Source organism: Pseudomonas sp. F-14 TE3482, assembly GCF_053629455.1.
In genome coordinates this window covers 4,434,286-4,453,699 of the sequence record NZ_JBRJII010000001.1, presented here as the reverse complement: position 1 = coordinate 4,453,699, position 19,414 = coordinate 4,434,286, and the positions used below count along the sequence as shown (strand labels likewise).

The following is a 19,414-nucleotide window of genomic DNA, read 5'->3' as shown; positions in this document are numbered from 1 at the left end:
CGTTCATTGCACATCCCCGGCCAGTTGCTTCAAGGCTTTGCTGAAGAAATCCCGGCCACCGAAGTTGCCCGATTTGAGTGCCAGGGCCAGCGGCTCATCGGTGCTGCTGACGGTGGCCGGCACGCCCGGATCAATTTGTGCGCCGATCTGCAGCAGTTGCACACCCAGCGCCTGAACCACGGCGCCCGAGGTTTCACCGCCGGCAATCACAAAGCGCCGTACGCCACTCTGGCGCAGGCCCTCGGCAATTTCGCCAAACGCGTTTTCCACCAGACTGCCAGCCTGCTCGACGCCCAACTGGTGTTGCACGGCCTTGACCTCATCCGGTGAACTGGTGGCGTAGATCAATACGGTTTGTTCATTGTCCTTGGCGAAAGCCAGGGCCTGGGCGACCACCGGCTCCCCGGCAGCCAGGGCCAACGGATCAATCCGCAACGCTGGCCGACCGGCTTCGAGCCAGGCTGCCACTTGCCCATTGGTAGCGATCGAAGCGCTGCCGGCCAACACCACTTCACCGCCTGATACTGCCGGGAGTTTCGAGGCATCGAGGTCACGCAGTTTGCCGGCGCGACGGAAGTTTTCCGGCAGCCCCAGGGCCAGCCCCGAACCACCGGTCAGCAACGGCAAATCAGCGCAGGCAGTCCCGAGGGTGTACAGATCACTGTCTGACAAGGCATCAGCAATCGCCATGCCGACACCTTGAGCCCGCAGTTCTGCGATGCGCTCACGCACCTGCTCGGCCCCTTGGGCAATGGTGTCGTAACGCAACAATCCGACGTTCAGACCGGTCTGCGACTGCAACACCCGAACCAGGTTGGCGTCAGTCATCGGCGTCAGCGGGTGATGCTGCATGCCCGACTCGTTGAGCAATTGATCCTGCACAAACAGGTGGCCGCGAAAGATCGTCCGGCCATTCTCCGGGAACGCCGGGCACGCCAAGGTGAAATCGTTACCCAATGCCGCCAGCAGCGCTTCGCTGACCTGGCCGATGTTGCCGGCTGCGGTGGAATCAAACGTCGAGCAATATTTGAAAAAGATCTGCTCGCAGCCTTGCTCACGCAGCCAGGCCAGCGCCGCGAGGGACTGCTCGACCGCTTCGGCGACTGGAATGGTGCGCGACTTCAGTGCGATGACAATCGCATCGGCATCAAGTCCCGCCGCCACTTCGCTGCTCGGAATGCCGATGCTTTGCACGGTACGCATACCGCCGCGTACCAGCATGTTGGCAAGGTCCGTGGCGCCGGTGAAATCGTCGGCGATGCAACCCAGCAATGGGCGTGCAGTGGTTGTGTTCATTGGGCGTTCCTCAAACCGGCTCAATCTTGGCAGTCGGCAACTCGATGCCAGGGAAAATCTTGATCACCGCCGAGTCGTCTTCACGACCGAAACCGGCGCTGGAAGCCTGCATGAACATCTGGTGGGCGGTGGCCGACAACGGCAGCGGGAATTTGCTGGCCCGTGCGGTATCCAGCACCAGGCCCAGGTCCTTGACGAAAATATCCACCGCGGACAACGGTGTGTAATCGGCCTTGAGAATGTGCGGCACACGGTTTTCGAACATCCAGGAATTGCCAGCGCTGTGGGTGATCACTTCGTACAGCGCATCGGCATCGACACCTTCACGCAGGCCCAGCGCCATGGCTTCGGCAGACGCAGCGATGTGTACCCCGGCGAGCAACTGGTTGATGATCTTGACCTTCGAGCCCAGACCATGGGCGTCACCCAGGCGATAGACCTTGCCGGCCATGCCTGCAAGGACTGCTTCGGCCTTGGCATAAGCATCGGCCGGGCCAGACGTCATCATGGTCATTTCACCGGCAGCCGCCTTGGCCGCGCCACCGGATATCGGGGCATCCAGATACAGTAAGCCTTGCTCGGTCAGGCGCTGGCCCAAGTCCACGGCGTAGGTCGGCGCGACGGTGGCGCAACCGATCACCAGGCTGCCAGAGCGCAACGCAGCGACGGCACCACCCTCGCCAAACAACACGGTTTCGGTCTGCTCGGCATTCACCACCACGGTAATGATCACGTCGCACTCAGCTGCCATGTGCGCGGGTGAAGCACACGCCACACCACCCTCGCTGGCGAACTGCTCCGTCACCGCGGCACGCACATCGCAGGCATGCACATTAAAGCCGCTGCGCAACAGTGAGCGGGCAATGCCCAGGCCCATCGCGCCCAGACCGACAACACCGACATTCTTGTTATTCATGGGGTACTCCTTAGTTACCGGCTTACGAGGAAAACAGCGGCCTATTCCACGCCGGCAAGGCGCAGGCGGCGGGCCGCGTTGTAGATATGGGCACGGGCGGCATGCCCGGCGGCGAGCGGATCGCGCAGCCGAATGGCCGCCACGATCGCCTGGTGTTCTTCATGCACCTGACGGGAGAAATCCGCCCTGCCCGCCTCGTTGGTGCGGGTGATGCGAGTCGCGGCCTCCAGGTACTGACTGACGAATTCCAGGGTCTTGAGAAAGTAGGGATTGCCCGTGGCTTGAGCGATGGCGCGGTGAAAAGCCACGTCGGCGCGCACACCGTCCTGCCCTTCATCGACCTCTTCATCGATATGAGCCAGCGCCTCGTCAATCTGCACCAGATCGGCCTCGCTGCGATTGAGCGCCGCCTCGCTGGCGATTTCCGCCTCAATGGCACGTCGCAGCGCCAACAGGTGAAAGACACTGCCGGGCAGATTGGCTTCGGCGTAATCGATACGCAGCGGGCGGATATTGGCGTTGGCGGTAACGAAGATGCCGCGCCCTTGTTGAGGCTGCAGCACGCCTTCGTTCTTGAGACGGGAGATGGCTTCGCGGACCACGGTGCGACTGACACCGAAGGCTTCCGAGAGCATGGCTTCACTGGGCAGTTTGCTGCCGGTGGCGAACACACCGCGGTCAATCTTATCCAGCAACTGCTGAGCGACGCTGTCACTCAGCACGTGAGTCGGGACCTTGTCGAACATCGTAGCCATCCTGTTTTTGTCTTGTTATCAGGTTGTCATACAGGTTGAGCAGATAATCCTCCAATGAACGGATTATGTGAAGTCTTTTTTTAAAATAACATTTTTTAACATGCGAACTGGAGGAACGGGCAAACACTGCTCAGTGGGATCCAACTGGCAGGAGTGTTTGTTATCGAGGAGTGAGTCGGTGGGCGATTTGAGTTATGCCCCCTCGCCACAGTTCATTTCCCAATCGATCGTCATTGACCGAGGGCTGCGAATGCAGACACGGGTGAGCCAACGTCGCTGGAAAAGCGAATGATCAGGCCACCCTTTCTCGAAGTTGAAGGCGAACGTTCATGACGCCGCCTCCGACTGATGCAGGTTGTTCGTGTGGCGCTTTATAAAAGTGCGCCCTGAAGCGCTCTCTACAAGGTGTATGAAATTCCCATCTGCACGGTTCTCGGCGCGCCCGGATAAGCGTAAACGTTGCCAAAGGCGCCTTCATCGTAGTGACTGTCGAACACATTCTTCAGGTCGAGGTTAAGCCGCAGGTGCTCGTTGACTTTGTAAAAGCTGAGCAGGTCAAACACCTCGTAGCTATCCATGGAGAAGGCATTAGCCGCGGTCTGGCCGGCGCGCTCGTCGACATACTTGGCACCCAGCCCCAGGCCCAGTCCTTTGAGGCTACCGTCCTGAAACTCGTAGACGTTCAGCAGGCTGAAACTGTTGCGCGGAATGTTCACCAGGCGGGTGCCTGACTTCAGCACGTTATCCTGGGTGACTTCGGCATCCACGTAGGCGTAGCCACCGATCATGCGCCACTCTGGCGTGAGGTTGCCGGCCACGTTCAGATCAAAGCCACGGCTACGAACTTCACCCGCCGCAACACTGAAGGTCGAGTCCACCGGGTCCGTCGTCAGGACGTTGCGCTTTTCGATCTGATACACCGCGGCATCCACGCTTAGCTGACGATCAAGGGCCTGCCACTTGACGCCCACCTCGTAGGATTTGCCTTCTTCAGGTTTGAAGCCGCCGCCCGTTCGACTGGCACCGCTGTTGGGCTTGAAGGACCGCGCCGTGTCAGCATAGATCGCCACGGTCGGGGTCAAGTCGTAGATCAGCCCCAGGCGCGGGGTGACAGCGTTGTCGCTGTTGGTCCAGCTTGTGCCGTTGACGAGGTAGCTGTCGTAATCCTGTTCGAAGCGTTCGAAACGCACGCCAGCCAAAGCTTTCAAACCCTCGGCCAGGGTCACCTGGTCTTGCACGAAAGCGGCATAGGTCTTGAGGTTTTCCTGATCGTGGGTGGTGGTGCGAGTCAACGCCGGGCGCGGCTGGCCGTAGACCGGATTGAAAATATCGATGGGGTAGGCGCTCACAGCCCCACTGGAGCGACGGATGATCGACTTGTAATCGTAGTCCTCATACTCGATGCCCGTGAGCAACGTGTGATCGAATCCACCAGTGGAAAAATGCCCGGTCAGGTTCAACTGCACATCAACGTCACGCCACTCCAGCTTGCGGTAGTTGAAGTTGCGTCCCAGCGTTCGGCCATCGGCAGCGACACCGTTGGCTTCGATGGCATTGCCTTGCAGGCTGCCGTCGAGAAATTGCGTGCCGCCGCCCAAAGTCCAGTTGTCGTTCAGGAAATGTTCGAAACGCAGTTGCGCCATGTTGTTGTCGTTGTGCAGCTTGCCGATATCCTTTTCACCGAAAAAAGTATCCCGCGACGCGACACCGATCTGATTGCGATAGCGGGTCACACCCCGATCGAGCGGCGCGTTGTTGCGCATGAAATCGCCTTCGAAGGTGATACGGGTAGTGTCGTTGACCTGCCAACCGAGGACCGGCGCCACACCATAACGCTCGTTTTCAACGTGATCACGGAAGGTGTCGCCACCCTCGCCTATCACGTTCAGCCGGTAGGCCAGTCGCCCTTCATCGTCCAGCGGCCCTGAGGCATCCATCGTTGCGCGACGCATGCCCTGATCATTGAGCTGACTGCCCAGGGTGACGGTGCGCTCGGTCAGGGGCTGTTTGGACACCACGTTGAAGGTGCCGCCTGGGTCGCCACGGCCGTAGAGCGTGGTGGCTGGCCCGCGCAGGACCTCCAGACGCTCGATGGTATTGGCGTCGGGCATGTTCGGATAACCGCGGTTGATCGGGAAACCGTTGCGGTAGAACTCACCGGTGGTAAAGCCACGCACGGTGAACGTGGTCAGGCCCTGGCCACCGAAATTGTTCGCACGGCCCACGCCACCGGCGTAATCGAGTGCGTCTTGCAGGCGGGTGGCGCCGAGGTCTTCCACGACATCCCGGGTGACCACGCTGATCGATTGTGGGGTTTCATGAATCGGAGTGTCGGTGCGTGTCGCACTGGCCGAACGAGTCGCCCGATACCCCTGGACCGGGCCCTGGGCCGACTCTTCGAGTGTGCCGTTGATGTCGATCGCTTGTAACTCTATTGACGCAGGATCAGTCGGTGCCTGGTCAGCCCAAGTGGTCTGGGAAATGGCTTGGATCACACACAGAGAAACGAGAGTTCGACGCATCGACAGACGACCTTCAGAAGATGCCGGGGACTTCAGGAACCCGGCGAGAATTGATGACGAATAATATCAATTCCCATTCTCTGCTGATACGTTTTATCTCTGTAAAACAGGGGCAAGTGCAAAATTAATTGCGGCTCATGGCCGAGGCCTCAGTGACGCAATAGTCTACGCAGCGGAACCCCATCTTTGAGGACTGGCGATTTGATGACGATGTAACTGAAGTACTTGGATATACCGATGTTCTTGTCCAGCAAGCCTTCAATCACTTCCTGATAATGCTGGATACTGCAGGTCATGAAACGCACCAGGTAATCGTAACCGCCGCTGATCAAGTGGCACTCCAGTACCTCATCGACCAAACGGATATTGGACTCGAACTTGGCGAAGTCCTCCCGCTTATGGTCGCTGAGCGTGATCTCGGTGAATACCGTGACCGAGTCGGTAATCTTGGCAAGATTGAGATGGGCTCTATACCCGGAAATATACCCGGCCGACTCTAGCCGCTTGACCCGTTGCAAACAGGGGCTAGAGGACAGACCCACTGCATCGGCCAGGCTGACGTTAGTCATTCGGCCGTCTTTTTGAAGTTCAACCAGGATACTGATATCAATTCGGTCTAGTTTAATTAAACCTTCCATCGTGTACCTCTTGATTGCCATTCAGTTATACAGTGGTTTTAGCAAAGTCAGCGTCGCAAAGATAGTTGATGCTGAGCGACCAGGTCGGCCATGCTATTAATGCAAAAATCCGCAGGACATGGCTGGCTATCGGTCCCATGGCCACGACAAATCAGGCACAAACCGGCCTCTTTTGGCGACTGCGCAGGAGGTCGGGAAACCTGCAGAATATTTTTCGGCTCCAGATTGTTGGCCAGCAACCATTCGCCGTCCTCCAATGGATTACTGGCTCGGGCATGCAGGTCTTCGGGCACAATCCCCAAACGCTCGCAGAGCTGCTCGCGATCCTCGGCATCACGATCGCAGTACACCAGCAGCCGATAGAACTTGCGCAGATACAACATGGCACCGGGCGCATCTTCGAACAGCGACCAGTTGCCCACCGATCGGGCGAAACTCATCCCCTCCTCCCAACTGGCTTTGAGCCCGAAACGCTCTGCCAACTGACGATGGGCAAAGCACAATAAGCCACTGAAACCCAGCTCGGAAAAACGTGGATAGAGCGTACGCACCGCCTCGTCAAACGCAGCCAATACCTCTTCCCTGCCCGGCACACCCGAATGATTTTCGAGCAACGGTTGCAGCGCCGTCCAGATACCGGAATCCCGATCGACCAGAACCTCATCACAATCGATCAGCAGTGCACGATAATCAGTCAGGTACATGGTGTGTTGCCTCCCATGATGCATTTCATCAATCCATGCGTTCCAAATGCCCCGGTTGGCGCAGTGTTACGTTACGCCAACCGAAGCCTGAGATTAATTCAACACGCGTAACAATGCTGCCTCAAGAATCGTCAGCGCTTCGTCGATCTGCTCCTCTTCGGTGACCAGAGGCGCAAGAAAGCGCAGCACATTACGGTACACGCCGCACTTGATCACCAACAGCCCGCCAACCCTGGCCTGATCGATCAGTTGCTGGGTGAGTTCGGCATCGGGGCTGCGGGCTTCATCGTCTTTGATCAGTTCGATCGCCAACATGAAGCCGGTGCCGCGTACGTCACCAATCCGAGGGTGGCGTGTCTGCAGGCGCAGCAGGCCCTGGCGCAAGCGCTCGCCCAATACTTCACCGCGCGCGAGCAACTGCTCTTGTTCGTAGGTTTCGATCACTGCCAACGCCGCGGCGCAAGCCAGGGCATTACCACCGTAAGTACCGCCCAGACCGCCGGGTAATGGCGCGTCCATGATGTGCGCACGACCCACCACGCCCGAGATTGGCAAGCCACCGGCCAGGCTCTTGGCGACGGTGACCAGGTCCGGCTGGATGCCTGCGTGCTGGAAACCGAACCATTTGCCGGTGCGGCCGAAGCCTGTCTGAATTTCATCGAGAATGAGCACGATGCCATGTTGTTCGGTCAGAGCCCGCAGCGCCTGGAGAAACTGCGGCGGCGCGGAAAGGAAACCACCATCGCCCTGCACCGGTTCGATGATGATCGCTGCCACTCGGTCCACAGGGACTTGGGTCGCCAGCAATTCATTCAGGGCTTGCAGGGCCATTTCGCTGGTAAAACCGCGATAGGCGTTAGGGTACGGGGTATGAAAGACCTCAGGAGCGAAGGGCCCGAAGTTCTGCTTGTAGGGTTGGCTCATGCCGGTCAAGGTCGTGCCGAGCAACGTGCGTCCATGGAAACCGCCACGAAAGGAGATGACCGCTGGGCGATTGGTATGTGCGCGAGCGATCTTCACCGCATTCTCCACAGCCTCTGCACCGGAGGTAAACAGCGCCGCTTTGTAAGCTTCACGACCACCGACCAACTCGCACAAACGCTGGACCAGGTCGAGATAAGGTTTGTAGGCCACTACCTGGAAGCAAGCATGGCTGACCTTTTGCAATTGGGCTTGCACCGCCGCGACCACCTTCGGGTGATTGTGACCGATGTTCAACACGCCAATGCCGCCGACGAAGTCCAGGTAGCGCGTGCCGTCCACGTCCCACACCTCAGAACCCTGGGCCCGGTCGATGACCAGCGGGTGTGCGGTAACCAAACCCCGTGGCACGAATTGATCGCGTTGACGGAGCAAACTCGGGGTTTCTTCGACTTTACTGTTCATAGGCATCTCTCATAGTGGGCCTGGCAACCGGAAAGCGGCTGCGATGTGGTTCACAGGTTAAGCTTTCGACGCAATTGTCTAAGCCGAACTTGGCCTCTGAGAAATTCGGATCGACTGTTTTCACCCCCGTAAACAGCAGAATCCTTCAGCTGTAGCCAGCCCCATGGAATCTGCCGACATGCGCCCCATACAACGCAACGTTATGCGTTTAAGCAGATTCTTTCGACATATCCTGCTCTGCCACTCGGGCATGCTGGATACTCCCTATCTAATGCGAGAATGTTACCCATGGCCCTGCTCTATAAAGCTGACCCGGTGCGCGGCGAACAATGGAAGCGTCTATTCGCTGAACACGCTCCAGATATCGAATGGCGTGCCTGGCCGGACATCGGCGATCCGAAGGATATTCGCTACCTGGCGGCCTGGCAGGCGCCGGACGATCTCGAAGCATTGTTGCCAAACCTGCAGGTACTGTTCGCCTTGTCAGCCGGGGTCGATCAGCTTGACCTTGACCGCTTGCCCACGAGCCTGCCGGTGGTCCGGTTACTCGACCCAAGCATCACCCGGGGCATGTGCGAGTACGCCAGTTTTGCGGTGCTCAGCCTGCATCGGGATATGCTCCGTTATCGTCAGCAACAAATGGCTCGGTGCTGGCAGGCTCACTTGCTACAGCCGGCAGCTAAACGTCGGGTAGGTGTTATGGGCCTCGGTACGCAGGCTCAACAGATTCTGGCCACCTTGCAGACCTTTGGGTTCGCCTTATCGGGCTGGGCACGCAGCGAGCATCACATTGCCGGGGTGGACTGCTTTGCGGGTGCCGAGCAACTTCCAGCCTTCCTCGGCCAGTGCGACATCGTGCTTTGTGTCCTGCCCTTGACCGAGCAGACTAAAGGGATTCTCAACCATCAGTTATTCCAGTACCTGCCCAAAGGCGCTGCCTTGATCAACATGGGCAGGGGTGGGCATCTGGCAGAAGAAGATCTGCTTGAAGCCCTGGCCAGCGGTCAGATCAGCGCGGCGGTGCTAGACGTGCTGGAACAGGAGCCGGCGGTGCCGGACCATCCCTTCTGGCATCATCCGCAGATATTGCTGACACCGCATATCGCTGCGATGACCCAACCGGAAAGTGCGTTTAGCGTGTTGCTGGAGAATATCCGCCGTCATCAACGTGGTGAGGCAATGCTTGGCCAGGTTGACCGCGAGCGAAGTTACTGACCAACGACTACCAACCCACCGGTAACAACCAACCGGCGCCAGATTTTTTTACTTCCCCGAGGCAAATCTGGCGTTATACAAAACGGACCTATTGTTCATCCCGTTTGTTGTTTCTGTGCATCCCCCCCCAAAAAACAAGCCGACATTTGCTGCTGATCTCCCCCCTCGTTTGAGTAGTAATTGCGGCCCGTCAAGCCGCAACTTATGCAATCTACCGAATTGACTGCACCCCATTGTCAGGTCTCGCCGTAACTGCGATACAGCCACCGCTGCGGAGCCCCGCTGCTGGTCAAGTCCACTGCAAGACGCTGATCGACAGGACTCTCCCGAGTTTACTTCGCAGAGGTTTACCTGAGCTGCCGTAAGAGCGTTGCTTGCCGTGCAGGCAACGAACACTAATAAGAACTAATGGAGTAAGCGATGAACATCGCAAAACTAAGCTCTCTCTCCTTGGCTGTCATTGCCGCCACCACGCAACTGGCAATAGCTGGTCAGCAACAGGAAGCCAATGGCTTCATTGAAGACAGCAGCCTCGGGTTGCTCAATCGTAATTTCTATATGAATCGCGACTTCCGTAATGGCGGCAGCAATAGCCAAGGTACCAACGGCTCCAAGCCGGCCAGCGAGCGCAATGGCTATCGGGAGGAATGGGCACAAGGGGCCATGCTCAACTTCGCCTCCGGTTTCACCCAGGGCACCATTGGTTTCGGCACCGATGCCTTCGCCTACGGTGGGGTCAAGCTGGACACCGGCCGTGGCCGGGCCGGCAACGGGCTGCTGCCGATCAGCAATAACCGCACCGCCGAAGCTGAAGTGCCGGATAGCTACGGCGAGATCGGCGGCGCAGTGAAGATGCGCATTTCCTCTACAGTGCTGAAGTACGGTGAGCAACGCCCCACCGCTCCGGTATTCGCCACCGGCGACAACCGCTTGCTGCCGGAAACCGCTACCGGCTTTCAACTGTCGAGCAAAGAGTTCGACGCCTTTTCTTTCGAAGCAGGCCATTTCACAGCGTTCAACAATCGAGCCTCGACCAACTCCGATGACGGGCTGTTCACCACATACGGGGGGACCGAAGCTGACAGTGTCGACTTCATTGGCGGCACCTATAAAGTCAACAACAACCTCAGCCTGATGGCGTACACCAGTGAGGCCGTCAATGTCTGGCGTCAGCACTTCGGCAGTGCCTCTTATACGATTCCGCTGGCTGACCAGCAATCGCTGAATTTTGGTTTGACGGTCTATAAGACCGAGGACCAAGGCGATGCGCGTGCCGGCAAGCTGGACACCACGAGCTGGTCGGCCAAGGCGGCCTATGCCTTCGGTGCCCACAAGCTCACCCTGGCTTATCAGAAAATCGATGGCGACGAGTACTTCGACTACATAGGCGTGGACTCGATCTGGCTGGCCAACTCGATTCAGTATTCCGACTTCAACGCCCCCAACGAGCGTTCCATCCAGGCTCGTTATGACCTGAATATGGCTACGTTCGGCATACCGGGGCTGAGCTTCATGGCCCGCTATGTCAAAGGTGATCAAATCGATGGCACCAAGGCCGATCCGAACGGTGCCTATGCCAACAAGGTGGGTGACGACCAGAAGGAGTGGGAGCGTGACCTGGAAGCAAAATACGTGGTCCAGGAAGGGGCCGCCAAGGACCTGTCCTTCCGTCTGCGCCAAGCTACACACCGCGCAACCTCGTTCGAGAGCGATATCGACGAGGTCCGCCTGATCATCGAGTATCCGCTGAGCATTCTGTAACGTTTGGCCCCGGCCGGTTTTACCTGTGGACCGGCCGGTTTAATTGAAGGTCTGCTCCTCGCTCCCTTAGCCTTGAGGCGCCCATCCGGGCGCCTTTTTTTTTAAGCAATCGCCCCATCAGAAGTGCATTTGCTTTGGCCTGCATCCTGAAAGTCGATCCAGTATTTGCTGCCGATCCTGCTTCTCATTTGAGCAGTAAATGTGGCCTACAGAGCTGTCGCTTTAAGAATCTACCGAATCAATGGGGGCCTCTTGTCAGGCCTCGCCGCAGGTGAGATACCAATACTTTCAGCGGAAAAATCCGACCGATTACGCGCCCTGTCAATGGAGACCTGCCATGTCCATTTCGCAACGACCTGCTTATACCTATCGCCCCATGACCTCGGCCGATGTTGCGTCGGCCCACGCCTTGTCCGTACAGTTGAAGTGGCCCCACCGCCTGGAAGAATGGGCCATGTTGCAGCGCATCGCGCAGGGTTTTGTCGTGGAAGACGAAGGCCGCCTGATCGGTACCGCGTTCACTTGTGCGCAGGGAGATTACGCCACCATCGGCCTGGTGATCGTCAGTGATGAGTATCAGGGCCAGGGTATAGGTCGCAAGCTGATGGAGCTGGCACTTGAGGCTTGCGGATCGCGCACCGCCATACTCAATGCGACGCTGGCCGGTGCCCCGCTTTATGCCAGCCAGGGGTTCGTTGACTTTGGGCATATTCAACAACATCAGGGGCAAGCGCTATCCCCGGTACCAAATGATTTGCCAGCTGGTGAGCGCTGCCGCCCGCTGACCGAAGCCGATCGGAGCGTGCAGATTGAACTGGCCAACGCCGGCAGCGGCCTGGACCGAGACGCCGTGCTCAAGGATCTGTTCGATATTGTTGAACACTCGGTTGGTATCGAACGCGATGGTCAGCTGCGCGCCTTCGCCATGCTGCGTCCGTTCGGCCGTGGTCGCTGCATCGGCCCGGTCATCGCAGAAAACCCAGAGCAGGCCAGGCACTTGATCGCCGTGTTATTGGCCCAAGTGCCGGACGCCTTCGTGCGCATGGATATACCGTCCGACAGCGGTCTGGCCCCTTGGCTGGAAGAGGCCGGACTGAAGCACGTCGATACCGTTGCACAAATGGCTCGCGGTACCCCGCCGCAGGCGATCGGCACAGTGCACCAGTTTGCGCTGGTGACTCAGGCCATCGGCTGACAAACCCCACCGTTACATCCAACGCTACACGCTGCATTTTCCTGGAGAAACACCTTCATGCTAGAGCCCACTGCAGTGCTGTTGGCACACGCCGACGGCAGTCCCGTTCTAACAAAATTCACCCCCGGTTCGTTGGGGGCAAACGATCCTTTCGACAGACAGATCGCTTATGTCGGGCCGTATGATATGGCTGCCGGCGTGGTCCAGGCGAGCGGACAATTCAGCGTCGATGACTATCCCTACAGCGAAACGATCGTGGTGCACGCGGGACAAGTCACTTTGCGTAGTCAGGATTGCACGCTCCAACTGAATCCTGGTGACAGTGCGGTGATCGCCCGTGGCACGTCACTCCAGATCGAGGCGCAACCTGACTCTTTCTGGGCATTCTGCGCCGATACACAGCCCGTTGAGGCGTGCAATCGCGGATTAACACCTCTCCCGCCGTTAACCCTGCTCTCTCCCTCGGCAGCACCGGATGCAGAAATTCTGCTAAGCCCGGCACCGCAATGTCGCTCGCACAATGTGTTTGTCGAGGAAGCGACCAATCTGCGCATCGGCGTCTGGGACTCGACACCCTATACCCGCAGGGCGAGACCGCACATGCTGCATGAGCTGATGCACCTGCTCGAAGGCAGCGTGACCCTCCAGATTGCGGACGGGACCCACCTGACGGTCAACACTGGCGATACGGTGTTCGTGCCTCGAGGTGCCCCCTGTGCCTGGAATAGCAGCGTGTATGTGCGCAAATTTTACGTCGTCAAGTAACTCGATCCGCATTCACGCCGGCGGATGAATTTTCCTCCGCCGGCCCCACACAAAACTGATCAATCCTTGCGGAGTACAGACAATGGGATTAGGCGGCTTCAGTACCGGAAAACTCCTGATCATCCTGTTGATCGTGGTGATGCTGTTCGGAACCAGGCGCCTGAAAGGCCTGGGGGCGGATATCGGCGACACGATCAGAGGGTTCCGCAAATCCCTGGGCGATGATAAGCCAGTCACTGAGGAGCACCAGGACCCGCCCATTGACGCTCAGTCGCGCACGCTCGATGACCCGGTAAAAAAATACTAACCCCTAGTGCCCAAGCTCCAGTGACCCACATGCTGCACTGGACCGGGCGGGTCCTACCGGTAAAACGCATCTGTGCGCTAGCCCGGATGCAAGCGATTATCACGGTGGTGGACGGTGCCCAGACGTTTGCGCAGATGCCGCTCAGCTTCCGCGAACTGGATTTCGACTACTTCGTCACCAGCCTCCACAAATGGCTCGGTGCGCCGGTCGGCAATGGCATGCTCATTGTCAGGCGCGAGCGAATCGACAGCACCTGGCCGTTACTGGGGCCTTTCGACCCTCCGCCGCTCCAGATCGACAAGTTCGACCACTGGAATCTCGGCACCTACAACTCGGCGATACAAGCGGGCATTGCTCCGGCTATCCGTTTCCATGCGCAAATCGGCACGCGAGCCATTCACGCGCGTCTTCAGGAGCTGACCCGCTACTGGGTTGACCTCGCCAAAGACATTCCCGGTTTCAGGCTCCACACGCCACTTGATACCGTCGAGCTGGGCGCAGTAAGCCTGTTCTCTATCGATCAATGCGATGCTCGATGGGTTGAGCAGGAACTTCGAAAAACCCACAAGGTGCATGTCAAGTTCCGCCAGATCAGACACATAAGCGGACTTCGGGTATCGCCGAGCATCTACACGCAGAAGAGCGATCTGTGCCGCTTCGTCGAGGCACTACGGCAAGTGGTTGCAAGCAGCTAGCCCGCCCGCCCCATCAACGACATTGCCATGCGCTCAATGCATTCATCTCCTTCCAACTCCAGGACCTTGTCGAGACGTTGCATGAAGAGAAAGCCGAAGCATTGAGCCAGGTATAACCCAGCTACCCGCCTCACCGGAGTACATCAACTAACCCGTTGAGATCATTCCGGGCAAGACGCCCTCGCGCAACGTCCTCCACATTCCTTTGATTCCTCTTCGCTGATCCTTCGCGACACCGGAAAAAGCCGTTCGCAGCGGTTTCACCTGCGCAGACGCCCAGCAGGCCACAATGAGCAGAGACTATCAGAGGGGTTTTGCGCGCAATAAAAAAAAGCCCGCAGTGAGACGGGCTAAAAGGGTGAGACACAAGAATGAATAAAGCTTCCTGCTGAGCAGTTGTTGCCTCGGCTCAAAGCAATGCGGCGATCGCCATACCAACATCCTGGGTCGAGCCCTGCCCTCCCAGATCGGGAGTGATCGGCCCTTGGGCGATAACCTGCTCGATCGCCTGCAGAATTCCGTCGTGGGCCGCGCGATAACGCTCATCGCCATTGCCCAGGAAGTCCAGCATCAGCGCGCCGGACCAGATCATCGCAATCGGATTGGCAATGTTCTGCCCATAGATATCCGGGGCCGAGCCGTGGACCGGTTCGAACAGCGATGGAAAACGGCGCTCGGGATCGAGGTTGGCCGACGGCGCGATGCCGATGGTACCGGCGCAGGCCGGCCCCAGGTCGGACAGAATGTCGCCGAACAAATTCGACGCCACGACCACATCGAAACGATCCGGCTGCAGCACAAACCGCGCGCACAGAATGTCGATGTGCTGCTTGTCCCAGGTGACTTCAGGGTACTGCTGCGCCATTAGTGCCGTGCGCTCGTCCCAGTAGGGCATGCTGATGGAAATGCCGTTGGACTTTGTGGCCGCGGTCAGGCGCTTGCGCGGCCGGGTCTGGGCCAGGTCGAAGGCGAACTTGAGAATCCGGTCCACGCCGCGCCGGGTGAACACCGACTCTTGCAGTACGAACTCATGCTCGGTGCCTTCGAACATCTTGCCGCCAACTGAGGAATATTCGCCCTCGGTGTTTTCGCGGATCACCACGAAATCGATATCCCCCGCTTCGCGTCCGGCCAGCGGACACGGCACGCCAGGAAACAGCCGCACCGGGCGGATGTTCACGTATTGGTCGAAGTCACGACGGAACTTCAGCAGTGAACCCCACAGGGAAATATGGTCTGGCACCTTGTCCGGCCAACCCACGGCGCCGAAGTAAATCGCGTCGAAGCCCTTAAGTTGTTCGAACCAGTCAGCGGGCATCATCTGCCCGTGTTCCAGGTAGTAATCGCAGTGAGCCCAGTCGAGCACTTCGATGCTCAAATCCAGTTGCCATTTTTTCGCGGCCTGCTCCAGTACCCGCAGCCCTTCCGGCAAGACTTCCTTGCCGATGCCATCGCCGGCAATCGCGGCGATTCTGAATGGTTTGCTCATCAATCGGCTCTCCTCAATGTCTGTTCAAAACTGTGACCGGATCACAGCCCACCGATGTGGAAGGCTTTGACTTCAAGGTATTCATCCAGGCCGTACTTGCTGCCTTCACGGCCCAGGCCCGATTGCTTGATACCGCCGAATGGGGCGACTTCCATGGAAATGAGCCCGGTGTTGAGACCGATCATGCCGAACTCCAGCGCCTCGCCGAACCGCCATGAACGGCGCAAGTCCTGGGTAAAGAAATAAGCGCCCAAGCCATAAGGTGTGGCATTGGCCAACGCCAGCGCCTCTTCTTCCGTGGTAAAGCGCATCAGCGGTGCAACCGGGCCGAAGGTTTCTTCATTGGCCAGCAACATCCCGGCATGGGCCTCACCGAGCACCGTCGGCTGAACAAACTGGCTGTCGCCTTCGGGGATGCCGCCACAGAGCAAACGCGCGCCCAGGCTCAAGGCATCATCGATGTGCCGGGCGACCTTGGTCACCGCCGCCGCGTTGATCAGCGGGCCGATGCTGACGTCGGCGTCCAGGCCGTTGCCGACCTTGAGCTTGCCCACCTCTTCTACCAGGCGCTGGGCGAAGCGTTCGTAGATACCGTCCTGCACCAGAATCCGGTTGGCGCAGACGCAGGTTTGCCCGGCATTGCGAAACTTGCTGAGCATGATGCCGGCCACTGCCTGCTCAAGGTCAGCGTCGTCGAACACAATGAACGGTGCGTTGCCGCCCAACTCCAGGCTCAAGCGCTTGATGTGTTCGGCGCTCTGACGCATCAGCAGCCGACCGACAGCAGTGGAACCGGTGAAGGAAATTTTGCGCACCGTCGGGTTGCCGGTCAGTTCTTCGCCGATGCCGGCGGGCATGCCGGTCACTACGTTGAACACGCCGGACGGAATGCCGACCCGTTCGGCGAGTACGGCCAGCGCCAGGGCCGACAGCGGGGTCAGGTCAGAAGGTTTGACAATGATCGTGCACCCGGCGGCCAGGGCCGGCGCGCACTTGCGGGTGATCATTGCATTGGGAAAGTTCCACGGGGTGATCGCGGCGCAGACACCGACCGGTTGCTTGAGCGTGAGCAACCGACGATCACCACTGGGGGCGGGAATGGTTTCGCCGTAGACCCGTCGGGCTTCTTCGGCGAACCATTTGACGAAGCCGGCACCGTAGCGAATTTCGCCCTTGGCTTCATTCAGCGGTTTGCCCTGTTCGCAGGTCATGATCAGCGCCAGGTCGTCGAGGTTGTCGATCATGGCCTGATACCAGCGCTCCAGCAGCGCCGCCCGTTCTGCCGCCGGGCGTGCGCGCCATGCTGGCCAGGCGCGTTCGGCGGCTTCGATGGCGCGTCGGGTTTCGCTGCCTTGCATCGCGGGTACACGAGCGAGCAACTGGCCGCTGGCCGGGTCGATGACGTCAAGGGTGGCGGCGTTGTCGGCGCTGATCCACTGACCGTCGATGTAAGCGAGTTCTACCAGCAGGCTGGGGTCTTTCAGGCGATTCTTGAGCATGGTGTCGAGTCCTGTTCCGAGACAGCCTTCAGTCTATTGGGTCGTCCCGGACGAGGATGCTGAAAGCGCCACCCCAGCAGCCTTTGAATGCTGAAAATCGGCATTCGACAGCAGGCTCTACCGTTGGTTTGTGATGATCGAACACGACGAGCTCGGTCAGACGATAAAATGCTTGACCATGCTGTTCAACTCGCTGGCCAAGCCCGCGAGTTCCCGGCTAGAGGCCTGGCTCTGATTGGCCCCGGCCGAAGCCTGTTGGGAAACATCACGGATATTGAGCAGGTTGCGGTCCACCTCACGGGCAACATGGGATTGTTCTTCGGTGGCACTTGCAATACACAGATTGCGTTCGTTGATCTGGGCGATGTCATCGACGATCGCATTGAGCGCCGCGCCTGCCGCTCGGGCGACCTTCAGGGTTTCCCGGGTTTTACCGTTACTGCTTTGCATGGCTCGCAAGGTGCCATGACTGCTTTTTTGCACCGAATCGATGATCGTCTCGATCTGTTTGGTCGATGCCTGGGTGCGTTGCGCCAACGCCCGGACCTCGTCCGCCACAACGGCGAAACCGCGTCCGCTTTCGCCCGCGCGAGCCGCCTCGATCGCCGCATTCAAAGCCAGCAGGTTCGTTTGTTCGGCAACGCCGCGAATCACATCCAACACCGAGCCGATATCACCTATCTGGCCGGCCAGGGTCTGCAGAGCTCCCGCGGTATCCTCGATATCCTCGGTCAACGATTCGATGGCGCCGACGGTACGGCTGACGCTCTCCTGCCCCTGACGCGAGCGCTGGTCTGCTGCCAGGGAAACCTTTGAGGCCCAGGCGGCATTGCGCGCAACGTCTTCGATCGCACCCGTCATCTGGGTCACGGCACTGGCCGCCTGATCGAGTTCGGCGCTCTGGCGTCTCACACCACGGGTGGCGTCATCGGTCACGGCGCTCAACTGAGCGGAGGTCGTGGCCAGTCGCTCGGAAGAACTCAACACCTGCCTGACGGTATTGCGCAGGTTTATCCGCATGCGCTCAAGCGCCTGCAGCAGCCGCGCCGCCTCATCCATCCCAACGACATCCAGTGATTGGGTCAGGTCACCTTTGGCGATACGCTCGGCTGCCGCCATGGCAATCGCCAACTGTCCAAGCAGACGCAGCACGATCAAGGTGGCCAAGGTCCCGCCCGCTAACAGCAGCGCCAGCAAACCTGAAGACATCAGGATGAGTCTCTGCCGATCACTGTCGCGGCGTTTCATCAGCGCCTCATCGAGCGCCGCCAGCGCTGAGTGGCCAAGGGCATACAAGGCATCAACCGGTTTGTTGTAAGCAGTCAGGTAGTCGCCGACCGGGTAGTTGAGCTTAAGCGCGTACAAGGCATCGGCAGGCTCGTTAATTCCTGCGGGGTTTGCACTGGGCACGAAATCCAGATCCATTTCGACAGCCGATACCAATCGCGCATTACTGAGTTCAAGCGCCTGCTGGATGTGCGGACCTAACGCCGCTAGCGGCGCTTCCAGCAGAGCCTTGAGTTCCGGCTCGGCGGCACTCGCCTTGGTCAAGGCACGTGCCGTCTTGTCAACACTGCTCAGCGCCTGGGTGGCCAAGCCTCGCAATGCGCCTTGTTGTTCGGGCAGGATCCGCCCCTGCGCCAGATACAGGCCACCGGCACTGCGCAACTGTCCCAACAGCTCGGTGGATTGCGGCAACTCGATCAAGGCGCCCGCCATCAGCGAGTAAGTCTCTAGAACCGGATCCAGCGACAGTTTGAAGTGATCGAGCAACGCATCCTCAATCAGCAGGCAGGCTGCGATCAACTGGCTATGTCGGGCCAGACTCTGCGGACCTTTGATTGTGGTCTGGCCCACTTCGCCGGCCAGCTCACGCCATTGTTGCTGCGCCCGTCCCCAGGCAGCCAGGATGTCGGGGCTGACCTTGGCCTCCTGTAACACGCGCTCGGTTGCCTCGAAGGCTTGATCCACCTCAGCCTGCTTGTTCAAACGAGCCTCGTGGAAAGTCCGGTTGCCGCCCAGCACGACGGATGACAAATCGCGATGTTGCTGCGTCAAATGGATCAGCTGGAGCAATGCCTGCACCGGCCGGATGCCGCGAAGCTCCTGGTTTGTCTGGGAGCTATTCTGATAGGCGCCGAGCACGTAGAGGCTGGTTGGAATGGCAATAAGGGTTACGGCTAGCAAGCCGAGCAAGACAAATTTGCCAGAGAATGACAGGCGCTCAAGCACTTTCATGGTGAAACTCCGGAAGGGTTGCGAGTGGCTAAC

The 19,414-nt window shown here is 58.8% G+C and carries 16 protein-coding genes and 1 pseudogene; 6 read left to right on the top strand and 11 right to left on the bottom strand.

What is annotated here, in order from left to right; all coding sequences use genetic code 11:
* Positions 1-3: 3 nt before the first annotated feature.
* From otnK to gabT, 7 genes are all read right to left on the bottom strand, one after another.
* Positions 4-1,296, bottom strand: a complete 1,293-nt coding sequence (gene otnK / locus AB7M26_RS19995) for a 3-oxo-tetronate kinase (protein WP_123494828.1) — start codon at positions 1,294-1,296, stop codon at positions 4-6.
* A 10-nt stretch (positions 1,297-1,306) separates the two neighbouring features.
* Positions 1,307-2,212, bottom strand: coding sequence for an L-threonate dehydrogenase (gene ltnD, locus AB7M26_RS19990; RefSeq protein WP_429376322.1), 906 nt, complete (start codon positions 2,210-2,212; stop codon positions 1,307-1,309).
* A gap of 41 nt (positions 2,213-2,253) precedes the next feature.
* Positions 2,254-2,958, bottom strand: a complete 705-nt coding sequence (locus tag AB7M26_RS19985; RefSeq protein WP_429376320.1) for a FadR/GntR family transcriptional regulator — start codon at positions 2,956-2,958, stop codon at positions 2,254-2,256.
* A gap of 407 nt (positions 2,959-3,365) precedes the next feature.
* Positions 3,366-5,489 (bottom strand): TonB-dependent siderophore receptor, encoded by a 2,124-nt coding sequence (locus AB7M26_RS19980; RefSeq protein WP_429385844.1) that lies wholly within the window; start codon positions 5,487-5,489, stop codon positions 3,366-3,368.
* Between the two features lie 149 nt (positions 5,490-5,638).
* A complete protein-coding gene (locus tag AB7M26_RS19975) occupies positions 5,639-6,127 on the bottom strand; it encodes an Lrp/AsnC family transcriptional regulator (protein WP_008146530.1) in 489 nt (162 codons plus the stop codon).
* 47 nt (positions 6,128-6,174) lie between these two features.
* Complete coding sequence (locus AB7M26_RS19970) at positions 6,175-6,831, bottom strand: HAD family hydrolase (RefSeq protein ID WP_123494832.1); 657 nt, start codon at positions 6,829-6,831, stop codon at positions 6,175-6,177.
* Between the two features lie 93 nt (positions 6,832-6,924).
* Positions 6,925-8,217, bottom strand: a complete 1,293-nt coding sequence (gene gabT / locus AB7M26_RS19965) for a 4-aminobutyrate--2-oxoglutarate transaminase (RefSeq protein ID WP_123494833.1) — start codon at positions 8,215-8,217, stop codon at positions 6,925-6,927.
* Positions 8,218-8,505: 288 nt separating this feature from the next.
* Here gabT and AB7M26_RS19960 point away from each other — a divergent pair, with 288 nt between their 5' ends.
* From AB7M26_RS19960 to AB7M26_RS19935, 6 genes are all read left to right on the top strand, one after another.
* Positions 8,506-9,432, top strand: coding sequence for a 2-hydroxyacid dehydrogenase (locus AB7M26_RS19960; RefSeq protein ID WP_429376316.1), 927 nt, complete (start codon positions 8,506-8,508; stop codon positions 9,430-9,432).
* 420 nt (positions 9,433-9,852) lie between these two features.
* Positions 9,853-11,193 (top strand): OprD family porin, encoded by a 1,341-nt coding sequence (locus AB7M26_RS19955; protein ID WP_429376314.1) that lies wholly within the window; start codon positions 9,853-9,855, stop codon positions 11,191-11,193.
* Positions 11,194-11,530: 337 nt separating this feature from the next.
* On the top strand, positions 11,531-12,388 hold the full coding sequence (locus tag AB7M26_RS19950; protein ID WP_123494837.1) for a GNAT family N-acetyltransferase: 858 nt from the start codon (positions 11,531-11,533) through the stop codon (positions 12,386-12,388).
* 57 nt (positions 12,389-12,445) lie between these two features.
* Positions 12,446-13,153, top strand: coding sequence for a cupin domain-containing protein (locus tag AB7M26_RS19945; protein ID WP_123494838.1), 708 nt, complete (start codon positions 12,446-12,448; stop codon positions 13,151-13,153).
* An 82-nt stretch (positions 13,154-13,235) separates the two neighbouring features.
* The gene (locus AB7M26_RS19940; protein ID WP_123494839.1) at positions 13,236-13,460 is read left to right on the top strand and encodes a twin-arginine translocase TatA/TatE family subunit; all 225 of its coding nucleotides are present in this window, start codon (positions 13,236-13,238) and stop codon (positions 13,458-13,460) included.
* Between the two features lie 29 nt (positions 13,461-13,489).
* Positions 13,490-14,155 (top strand): aminotransferase class V-fold PLP-dependent enzyme, encoded by a 666-nt coding sequence (locus AB7M26_RS19935; RefSeq protein ID WP_259698662.1) that lies wholly within the window; start codon positions 13,490-13,492, stop codon positions 14,153-14,155.
* A gap of 409 nt (positions 14,156-14,564) precedes the next feature.
* On the opposite strand, the gene AB7M26_RS19930 is transcribed toward AB7M26_RS19935, so the two are convergent.
* The 4 genes and pseudogenes from AB7M26_RS19930 to AB7M26_RS19915 all read right to left on the bottom strand — a co-directional run.
* Positions 14,565-15,644 carry a tartrate dehydrogenase gene (locus tag AB7M26_RS19930; protein WP_429376311.1) on the bottom strand — a complete coding sequence of 360 codons (1,080 nt, stop codon included), beginning with the start codon at positions 15,642-15,644 and terminating at the stop codon, positions 14,565-14,567.
* A 41-nt stretch (positions 15,645-15,685) separates the two neighbouring features.
* A complete protein-coding gene (locus AB7M26_RS19925) occupies positions 15,686-17,143 on the bottom strand; it encodes an NAD-dependent succinate-semialdehyde dehydrogenase (protein WP_429376309.1) in 1,458 nt (485 codons plus the stop codon).
* 156 nt (positions 17,144-17,299) lie between these two features.
* Positions 17,300-18,163 carry a methyl-accepting chemotaxis protein gene (locus AB7M26_RS19920; protein WP_429378173.1) on the bottom strand — a complete coding sequence of 288 codons (864 nt, stop codon included), beginning with the start codon at positions 18,161-18,163 and terminating at the stop codon, positions 17,300-17,302.
* A pseudogene (locus tag AB7M26_RS19915) lies at positions 18,158-19,381 on the bottom strand (nitrate- and nitrite sensing domain-containing protein); the annotation flags it as partial. The gene AB7M26_RS19920 and the pseudogene AB7M26_RS19915, both read right to left, overlap by 6 nt.
* Between the last annotated feature and the right edge of the window lie 33 nt (positions 19,382-19,414).